This is a genomic window from Methanothermococcus sp., from assembly GCF_015523155.1.
Classification (GTDB): domain Archaea; phylum AGJL01; class Methanococci; order Methanococcales; family Methanococcaceae; genus Methanofervidicoccus.
This window is the reverse complement of record NZ_WAKW01000068.1, coordinates 25,852-32,653: the sequence shown is the minus strand read 5'-3', so window position 1 is coordinate 32,653 and position 6,802 is coordinate 25,852. Positions and strand designations below refer to the sequence as shown.

Sequence of the window (6,802 nt, the reverse complement as noted above, 5' to 3'; positions counted from 1 at the left end):
TGCCATGGGAATTGGAACTTTAATAGTATTCATAGCCATGGTATTGGTTGCAGCAGTTGCAGCAAGCGTATTAATTAACACAAGTGGATTCTTACAACAAAAGGCATCATCCACAGGTAAAGAAAGCACAGAACAGGTTGCTAGTGGATTACAGGTATTGCAAGTTATGGGAATGCATAACAATTCCAACATCAACAAAACAGCAATATATGTTTCACCAAACGCTGGAAGTTCCCCTATTGATTTAAGTCAGGCTGTTGTTATGCTAAGTGATGGCTCAACTAAACTTGTAGCCAAATACAACTCATCTGATTATAGCAGTTTAACAGGTGGTGGTTCAATATTTAGTGATAGTATTTGGAACAATATATCAAACACGAAATTTGGTATTGTAGTAATTCAGGATGCAGATGGCTCATGTAAGAGTTCTACACCTGTTATCAACAAAGGAGATATTGTAGCAATTGTATTAAACACAACGGGATTAAACATGGGTCCAAGGTCAGATATAACAGGTACAGTACAGCCAGAATTCGGAGCTCCTGGTGTGATTTCATTCACAACACCTGCAACATACCTGAATAATTCAAAGGTAGTGCAACTTCAATAAATTATTTATTTAATTTTCTTTTTTGAGGTGAATTTATGCTAAAATTCCTTAAAAACAAAAGGGGTGCTATTGGTATTGGAACCTTAATTATATTTATTGCCTTAGTATTGGTTGCAGCAGTTGCAGCGGCGGTTATTATAAACACAGCTGGAAAATTACAACACAAAGCATCCACTGTTGGTCAGGAAAGCACAGAACAGGTGGCAAGTGGTGTTCAGGTTCTCAAAGTTTCAGGATATGCAGACGTTAATTCTACGGATTCTTTTATAATTATAAACAAGACATCCAACGAGACTATAATAAACAACTCTAAATATCGAAGTATATTGGAATACCCCCAATATAATCGTATAAAAGGTATAGCTATATTTATAGGACCCAATATTGGTGATGATATAGATTTATCTTCCACAATAATTACGCTATCAAATGAAGATAAAAAGGTATCATTGGTGTATTCAGGTGTTATCAAATATGCAGATACAAACGGTACAGAGAATATATTTAATGGACTAGTTCTTAACGGAGCTAACGACTCAGTTAATACCACTATGATTAATACCTCTGAAGGAGAGCATGTCAATGGAAGTTATGTTGTAATTAGAAATTCAGATGAAGTTACCGTAGGAAAGGATGGATGGGTACTAAACAATGTGCCTAAATTTGGAGTAATCGTTTTACAGGATGCTGATAAATCCACATACGGAGCTCATCCTACGATTAACTATGGTGATAAAGTTATACTTACAGTAAATACAGGAGTCATATTTGAGCCAGGTGTGGCTACAAGAGAAAAAATATTTGGTGAGGTAATACCAGAATATGGAGCATCAGGAATAATTGAATTTAGAACACCATCGGTATTTGGTAGTAAAATAGTGGCTCTTCAATAACAGGTGAAAAAATGCCAAATATATCTGAAATAATTGATGAAATAAAAAAAAAATAGCATTTGGTAAAAAGAAAGGAGAGGATAATGAAAAAGCTCTGGAAGATGAATTCATGCTCGATGAAGATGATATGTATGAATCGGGAGATGAATTAGTGGCTGCAAATGAGGAGCTTCTTGCTAAAATTGGAGAGCTTGAATCAAGATTTCCAAAAATAGAGATGATGATTACAAATTTAAGAAAGGAAAATGAAACCCTAAGGGAGGATATAAATAAAATAAATGAGAACTTTCAGGACATAATGGCACTTTATGAAGTGGTCTCAAATCAGGTAAATCCATTTATAGGTATTTCAAAGATTACTGCAACCAGCATAGAAAAAATGGAGAGATTGGAATATGAAGCAAACAACCTTAGAAAAAAAGTTGATGAGTTGCAAAAAGATGTTGTAATTCTTGCAGATATATATCTAAAACAGCATGATATCGATTTAGATGATGTTATTAATAATATACTTGCAGAAGAAGAAGTCTCCAAAGTAATATTAGGAGAGGGTTCAAATGGTTAGTGAAACAGAACTTTATTCTTCCTCAATGGAAGATTACTTAACCGAGGATGAATTGGAGGAATATCTAGAAAATTTAAAAACCAAAATTCCTTCTTTCATTGTTGAATTATTAAAAAATAATTTGAAAAATAGAAAATTAACAAAAAATCAATTAGATAGAATAGTGCATAGAGTCACTGATCTTTATTTGGGTAAAAAACCAGAGGATAAAAAAGCAGAAGAATTAGCCACTAAAATAAATGAGTTGAGTAATAAATTAGATGCATTAATGAAAGTCGCGGCAATATCTTCTGCAACAAAGGTATCTGAAAATATTAAAAATGAATTAATTAATTTGGAAGAAAATGTAGGGACGGAGCAGGAGAAATCGGAAGAGGTAGTAGAAATCAATGAAAAAGCAGATGTAATGAAGGAAGAAAAGAAAGAAAGTAAGATAATTACAGAAGAGTTGGATGTGGAAGAATACAAACCTGAAGAATTGAAAACCCCTGAAATCGAGAAAAAAGAGGAAGAACATATTGTAGAGGAAATAAAAACTGAAAATTCAAAAAATGTTCCGATTATTGGAGAGGAGGTCATTGATATGCCAACCGATTTAACAGGAGTGCATGATAAAAAATATAATCTTGAAGAATTACCTGAGGATACATTATCTACTATGTTGGTCTTTAAATGGCTTGAATTTTTAATAAGTAGAGTTGGATTGAGTAATTTAATTGATATTTTAGATTACTATTATAACTTGGGGTGGATATCTGAAAATGTGGTTAATAGATTGATAAAAATATCAAAAAACATGAAATACCTCAATGAAGAATTCAGGAAGCCCATGGATAAGATGATATCAGAAGATCATATCGTTTCCTTACTTTATATTGAAAAATTAGCAGGTAGGCCAATACCCGTAGATGAATTAGAAAGTATGGATAGGGAAATAAACAGAATAAGAAAATGGGCAGAAGAATTGCAAAGTGTATAAATCTAAAATATTAGGAGGGATTTTTATGGATACATCGTCGTTATCTTCAATATTATTTGAGGCACATAAACCAGCTAAATTGAAAGAGATTCCAGAGGACCCTATGTCAATAATATTTACTTTCAAATGGTTAGAATATTTGTCAGAACGAGTAGGTTATTCAAATATTGCCGATATATTGGAATTCTACTATAATTTAGGCTGGCTGTCTGATAAAGCAGTATTGGGTTTATTAAAATACTTAAAAGGAATTAAAACAGGAAACGAAGAAATAGACGAACCTTCTGGTAATCTTACGATTGCTGACCACTTAGTTTCACTATTATTTATAGAAAGATTGAATGGTAAAAAAATATCAAGTGAATTGCTCGATAGAATAGAATGGGAAATAAGAAGAATAAAAAAGGGGGTTGAACAATACTATGGGGTTTAGTTCAACTGCTGGTTTGATAATTATATTATCCACAGTATTGGTTTGTTCCATATATATTTATAGTTCAGCTGATTTGAATGCCGTTAAATTAAATAACGCATATTCTGAATATATAGATAATTTAAACAATAAAGCACATGAAAAATTGGTAATAACATCTGTGGTGAATTCAAACAACACTCTATATATTACAGTTTTAAATAATGGTTCATTAACTCTTGAACCACATAAATGGACTATAATGTACAACGGTAACCCAAAAAGTTTTGAAGTCAATCCAGATGTGATGTATTTAACTCCACTGAATAATATTACAGTTATAATAAATGCCACTACTCCAGCAAGAATATGTGTGGTTTCGGATTATGGAAATATGTATTATTATAATTTGAATTAGCATTACATATTTTTAAATTTTTATGTTTTATTTAATCGTTAGGTGATTTAATGGCTTCCAATGTGTTCTCAGAAATAATTATATTCGTCAGCGTTTTAATAATTGCTGCTGCTGTTTCTGGGATTCTAGCGACCACCACCCACAATTTATCTATTGGAATTAACAATAAAGGGGATATACTTTCATCAAAACTATCTCAGGATTTTGAAATAATCAACGACCCTGGAGATGTTCCAAGGAATCAGTCAACAGGTATTATTTCTTTATATATAAAAAACACTGGGAAAATACCAATAACATTCAATAAAGAAGTTTTAACAGTATTAATTGATGGAGAGATTAAATCCATAAATTCCACGATGGTAGTAGATGATACTTCATCATATGAGGTATTAAATCCATCAGAAGTTGGTAAAATCGATGTTAACTACAACACAACAGGATACCATAGAATAAAAGTGGTTTCTGAAAATGGAGTGGCTAGGACATTGAAGGTAGAGATTCAATGACGGCATATATCTGGTGATTTTATGAAGCTTGCAAGAATCGAACTTAGTAGGGATGATGTTCATAAAAGGTTGGGTGGGGGCATCCCATATGGGAGTATAATCCTTATCGAGGGGGAAGAGTCTACTGGAAAATCAATAATTGCTCAAAGATTAGCTTATGGTTTTTTACAAAACGCTCACTCTGTTACATATGTTTCAACACAATTAACAACATTGGAGTTTGTAAAGCAAATGATGTCATTAAATTATAATATAAATAAAAAACTTTTGAGCGGAGTTCTACTGTACATTCCGGTATACCCATTAATATCAGACAATCTCCAAAAGGAAGATTTTATAAAAAAACTTATGGAAACAAGGACATTTTATGAAAAAGACGTTGTAATATATGACACTATATCATCCCTTATAGTAAATGATGCAAGCGACATTAAGGTGAATGATTTAATAGCTTTTTTTAAAAGAATAGCAGCTATGAATAAGATTGTAATTTACACCATAAATCCAAAAGAACTACCTGAATCTGTTTTAACATTATTTAGAACAGCTGCTACAATGGTATTAAAAACTGAAATTTACACATTTGGAGGGAGTGTTAAGAACCTCGTAAGGATTGAAAAATACAATTTAGCAAGAGGTCCATATCAAAAAACCATGGTATTTAGGGTAGAACCTAATTTAGGTATTGCAGTTGAAATATCGTCCGTAGCATAAAACGTATGAATTGCGTATAATATAACAGCAGTAATTTTATTATAAATATAAGGTGATAGAAATGGCAGATGAGTTTAAAACCAGTATGGAAAGAAATCCTCATTTGCGTAAGTATGTGGATAACTTCAAAAAAACCTATTTAAAAATGCCTGAGTTCATGGTGAGCTTATCAAGGGATTTAAAAGAACTTAAATATCCAAATATTCTTTATCCGATTGGTGATCCATTATTCGTTCATATATTTGGAACTCAGAATGTTAAGACAAAATATATAGTCATAGAGCCAAGATTGGAAACTCCTGATGAAAGATTAACTTATAAAATGATAATGGATAAACTTTTAGAATATGCCCCTTATGCGGATTCTCCTGAAAATGATGATGAATTTGGAAAAATACTAACTGACTTATTTAACAAAACAACCAAGGTTGTCAATAGTAAAAAAAAGGGCAAAAAATTCTTTAATTTTCTAAATGCTGGAAAAATTGAAATTACAAAACCTGAAAGGGATAAATATTTATATTTATTAAAAAGGGATTTAATAGGGTTAGGCGTGCTTGAACCTATTAAACGAGACCCTTATATTGAGGATATACACGTAATAGGCTCAAATGGCTGTCAGCTTGTCCATAAGATATTTGACATGCTTCCTACAAATATCAAGTGGGAAGATGATATTGAACTTTCAAACTATTTAAAAAACATGTGTGAAAGGATAGGAAGACCTGTTTCTGATGCAAACCCTGTTGTTGATGGTTCCCTCCCAGATGGTTCGAGGATAAATATTATTTATTCAACCGACGTTTCATTGAAAGGTCCTTCATTTACTATTAGGAAATTTACAGACGTTCCAATAAGTATTACCCAACTTATCAGCTGGGGGACAATGTCTGCTCAAACTGCGGCATATTTATGGCTTTGCTTGGAATATGGTATGAGTATATTTATTTGTGGGGAGACTGCATCAGGTAAGACCACAACATTAAATGCCATATTACCATTTATTAAACCAAAATCGAAGGTATTTTCTTGTGAGGATACTGCCGAGGTTAAACCACCTCAGCCAGTATGGCAACAGTTGCTGACAAGAGAAAGGGGACCTGAGGAAAGTAGAGTTACACTGTTCGATTTATTGAGGGCTGCACTGAGGTCTAGACCTAACTATATTATTGTTGGAGAGATAAGGAGTGTTGAAGGTGCGGTGGCATTCCAAGCAATGCAGACAGGACACCCGGTATTATCTACATTCCACGCTGCAAATGTTAAGAAAATGATTCAAAGATTGAACGGAGACCCAATCAATATTCCATTAACATTTATGGACAACCTCAATGTGGCAGTGTTTCAACTTGCTGTATATAGCAGAGGTAAGTTTTTAAGAAGGGTTGTGGGTATTGAAGAAATTGAAGGTTATTATAAAGAAGTAGATGGGGTAATTACAAGAGGAGTATTTGAATGGGACCCTCAAAAAGATAGACATAATTTTACAGGACTTAACAACAGTTATGTTCTTGAAGATAAAATTGCAAAGGTAGCTGGCTACGATGACCCAAGGGAGATATATGATGAATTAAATTTACGAACTAGAATACTTGAAGAAATGATAGCAAGAGGCATGTTTGGATATTATGAGGTTTTAGATGTAATATGGAGTTTCTATGAAAAAGGGTTGGAGGGGCTTCCATTCCCTATCTGAGGTAAT

The 6,802-nt window shown here is 32.9% G+C and carries 9 protein-coding genes; all 9 read left to right on the top strand.

The features are described 5' to 3' along the window. On the top strand, positions 1 to 610 hold a 610-nt coding region (locus F7B34_RS07130), incomplete at its 5' end, for a flagellin (protein ID WP_292461140.1). A 35-nt stretch (positions 611 to 645) separates the two neighbouring features. Beyond that, positions 646 to 1,503 carry a flagellin gene (locus F7B34_RS07125; protein WP_292461139.1) on the top strand — a complete coding sequence of 286 codons (858 nt, stop codon included), beginning with the start codon at positions 646 to 648 and terminating at the stop codon, positions 1,501 to 1,503. Between the two features lie 109 nt (positions 1,504 to 1,612). Further along, complete coding sequence (locus tag F7B34_RS07120; RefSeq protein WP_292461138.1) at positions 1,613 to 2,068, top strand: flagella accessory protein C; 456 nt, start codon at positions 1,613 to 1,615, stop codon at positions 2,066 to 2,068. Beyond that, positions 2,061 to 3,047: a FlaD/FlaE family flagellar protein gene (locus F7B34_RS07115; RefSeq protein ID WP_292461137.1), complete on the top strand. Its 987-nt coding sequence runs from the start codon at positions 2,061 to 2,063 to the stop codon at positions 3,045 to 3,047. Before F7B34_RS07120 ends, F7B34_RS07115 begins: the two co-directional genes overlap by 8 nt. Positions 3,048 to 3,072: 25 nt before the next feature. Further along, the gene (locus F7B34_RS07110) at positions 3,073 to 3,480 is read left to right on the top strand and encodes a FlaD/FlaE family flagellar protein (RefSeq protein WP_292461136.1); all 408 of its coding nucleotides are present in this window, start codon (positions 3,073 to 3,075) and stop codon (positions 3,478 to 3,480) included. Then, entirely contained in the window at positions 3,470 to 3,877 is a 408-nt protein-coding gene (locus F7B34_RS07105; protein WP_292461135.1) for a flagellar protein F, read from the top strand. Before F7B34_RS07110 ends, F7B34_RS07105 begins: the two co-directional genes overlap by 11 nt. Positions 3,878 to 3,927: 50 nt before the next feature. Then, a complete protein-coding gene (locus F7B34_RS07100; RefSeq protein ID WP_292461134.1) occupies positions 3,928 to 4,386 on the top strand; it encodes a flagellar protein G in 459 nt (152 codons plus the stop codon). Between the two features lie 21 nt (positions 4,387 to 4,407). Beyond that, positions 4,408 to 5,100: an ATPase domain-containing protein gene (locus tag F7B34_RS07095; protein ID WP_292461133.1), complete on the top strand. Its 693-nt coding sequence runs from the start codon at positions 4,408 to 4,410 to the stop codon at positions 5,098 to 5,100. Positions 5,101 to 5,161: 61 nt separating this feature from the next. After that, positions 5,162 to 6,796, top strand: a complete 1,635-nt coding sequence (locus F7B34_RS07090) for a type II/IV secretion system ATPase subunit (protein WP_292461132.1) — start codon at positions 5,162 to 5,164, stop codon at positions 6,794 to 6,796. The last annotated feature ends 6 nt before the right edge of the window (positions 6,797 to 6,802 follow it).